This window comes from Fulvivirga sp. M361 (genome assembly GCF_007097395.1).
Lineage (GTDB): Bacteria > Bacteroidota > Bacteroidia > Cytophagales > Cyclobacteriaceae > Fulvivirga.
Map to the genome: position 1 here is coordinate 1 of NZ_VKDC01000091.1, position 2350 is coordinate 2350.

At 41.1% G+C, this 2350-nt stretch carries 3 protein-coding genes; 2 read left to right on the forward strand and 1 reads right to left on the reverse strand.

The window, feature by feature from the left end; all coding sequences use genetic code 11:
* On the reverse strand, positions 1-398 hold a 398-nt coding region (locus FNH22_RS31685), incomplete at its 3' end, for a reverse transcriptase domain-containing protein (RefSeq protein ID WP_255518214.1).
* A gap of 623 nt (positions 399-1021) precedes the next feature.
* On the opposite strand from FNH22_RS31685, the gene FNH22_RS31690 reads away from it, so the two are divergent.
* Both FNH22_RS31690 and FNH22_RS31695 read left to right on the forward strand, forming a co-directional pair.
* Entirely contained in the window at positions 1022-1468 is a 447-nt protein-coding gene (locus FNH22_RS31690; RefSeq protein WP_143402555.1) for an AAA family ATPase, read from the forward strand.
* Complete coding sequence (locus FNH22_RS31695) at positions 1458-2237, forward strand: tRNA(His) guanylyltransferase Thg1 family protein (protein WP_143402556.1); 780 nt, start codon at positions 1458-1460, stop codon at positions 2235-2237. The genes FNH22_RS31690 and FNH22_RS31695 overlap by 11 nt, the downstream gene beginning before the upstream one ends.
* Positions 2238-2350: the final 113 nt, after the last annotated feature.

Here is a 2350-nt window from a genome sequence, read left to right on the forward strand (position 1 = left end):
ACTATGTCCTGGTAACCATCATTGATGTACTTCAGGGCTTGTGTCACCGCCTGCTGGGTGTTCTTCTCTGGTCGGAAACCATAGCTATGTGATTCAAAGTTTAATTCGAACTTTGTCTTGAGCATTTGGCTTACCGCCTGTTGTAACCATCGGTCTGCTACCGTTGGGATACCCAGTAATCGAGCCTTCCCGCTTCCCTTGGGTATTTCAATCCCTAGTATAGCATCAGGTACATACGTGTGGTTCAGTACACTTGTGATAATCTTGTCACGGTTCGCTTCCAGGTGGTTAGCTAACTCATAGACGCTCATCCCATCAATGCCTGCTGATCCTCTGTTTTGCAGTACCTGTCGGTATGCTTTGTAAAGGTTATTACGTTTTAGTACTTCTGCTATCATAAAACTTACTTCCTTGTCCTTCTAAGGGCAGGCTATCCCGCTTTCAGCGGAACTCCTACACAAATCCAGACGCGATCCAATGTTCCCTCCTTCATTGAGTTGTGAGTCCTCCATTTCTTTCAATGGCTCGTTACTGTCAACTACTATGAGGTCTGCTGACTCCTTGGCTCATAGAATCCGAATCTATTCCAAGGCATCCCTCGGTAAGGCGAATATCCTTGTATCTAATCCTGCCATATCTACCACTTCGGTACTTCTCTTTCGAGATTTGGACTTCAGTATGATGTGCTACCTCATCCGACCTAATAGCCTCTGTATATGGTTCCTGTTCGTCAGTTCAGATACCGCAGTTTGACTTACTTCAATGCTTGGATCACTCCAAACCACCTTGCCACTTGCTTCGCTTCCGGGCACGACCCCAGCGCGTACGGGACTTTCACCCTTTGGAACGCTCAACTTCATGAGCTATATTCACCATTCAAGGCACACAAAGATGCTAAAATCCATAGGCTTACTGAGGTATTTGCAGAGTTTGTGAGATATGATACTTTCCCGATATTTACAGATGTCCAGCCTACGGATTTTAGCTGGTCGTTATCTCCAATACCTTCTAATCGAAGATCGTGCAAGCAATAATATTCATAGGAATTCAATCAACTGGAAAATCAACTTTCTACAAAAAGAAGTTCTTCAATAGTCACGTACGAATAAGCATGGACCTCCTAAACACAAGAAATAAGGAGAACAAATTCTTGGGAACTTGCCTTGAAACTCAATCAAAGTTTGTGATAGATAATACTAATCCGACAGTTGCGGAAAGGTCGAAATATATTGAACTAGCAAAGTCAAAAAAATATGAGATAATTGGATATTACTTTCATTCTTCTTTGGAACAAGCACTTGAACGCAATGTAACAAGGAAGGAAAAAGAAAGAATTCCAGATATTGGCGTTAAGGGATGCTATGGTAAATTAGAATTACCCAATATGAACGAAGGGTTTGACAAACTTTATTACGTCAAATCAGAAAACATGGAGTTTCAAATAGAGGATTGGAAGGATGAAGTTTGATGAATTAGATAAGAAACTTAGGATCTATGAAACTTCTCACGATTTTTGTATCCCTCCAAATATTTATATGGTAGCCAGAATTGATGGCAGGAGTTTTACTAAACTGACAAAAGAAAAGCAGAACTTCAAAAGGCCATTTGATGAAAAGTTTAGAGACCTAATGATTGAGACCGTGAAACATCTCATGAATTGCGGCTTTAAAGTGATTTACGGTTTTACAGAAAGCGATGAAATTTCCCTATTGTTCGACTTTAACGAAGACACATTCTCTCGTAAAACCAGAAAATTTAATTCAGTACTTGCAGGTGAAGCAAGTGCTAAGTTTACTTTAGAGCTCGGTGAATTAGCAGCCTTTGATTGTCGAATCTCACAACTTCCAAGGAAGCAGGATGTAGTAGACTACTTCCGTTGGAGAAATGAAGATGCGCATAGAAATGCGCTAAACGCTCATTGTTATTGGCTTTTAAAAGAACAAGGAAAATCTGCAATTGAAGCGACTAAGGAAATAGAAGGAAAATCCACTGCCTTTAAGAATGAACTTCTCTTTAGTAATGGGACTAACTTCAATGAACTCCCGAACTGGCAGAAGAGGGGTATTGGTTTGTATTGGACGAAATTTGAGAAAAAGGGATGGAATCCTGTAAAGCAAATAGAAGTGCCCGCCATTAGACAAGAAATCAAAGTTGACATGGATATTCCAATGGGTGATGAATACAATAACTTCATATTGGAAATCCTTGAACAAGGCAAAAAGGAGATAATCGAGTAGACGGCCGTGAGCTATAAGCCCACGGTGCGCCTCTCACACCACCCAGCGTACGGGTCTCGTACTGGGCGGTTCGTAAAGTATAAGGCTATCGCTCTTTACACCAATAGCCTCTT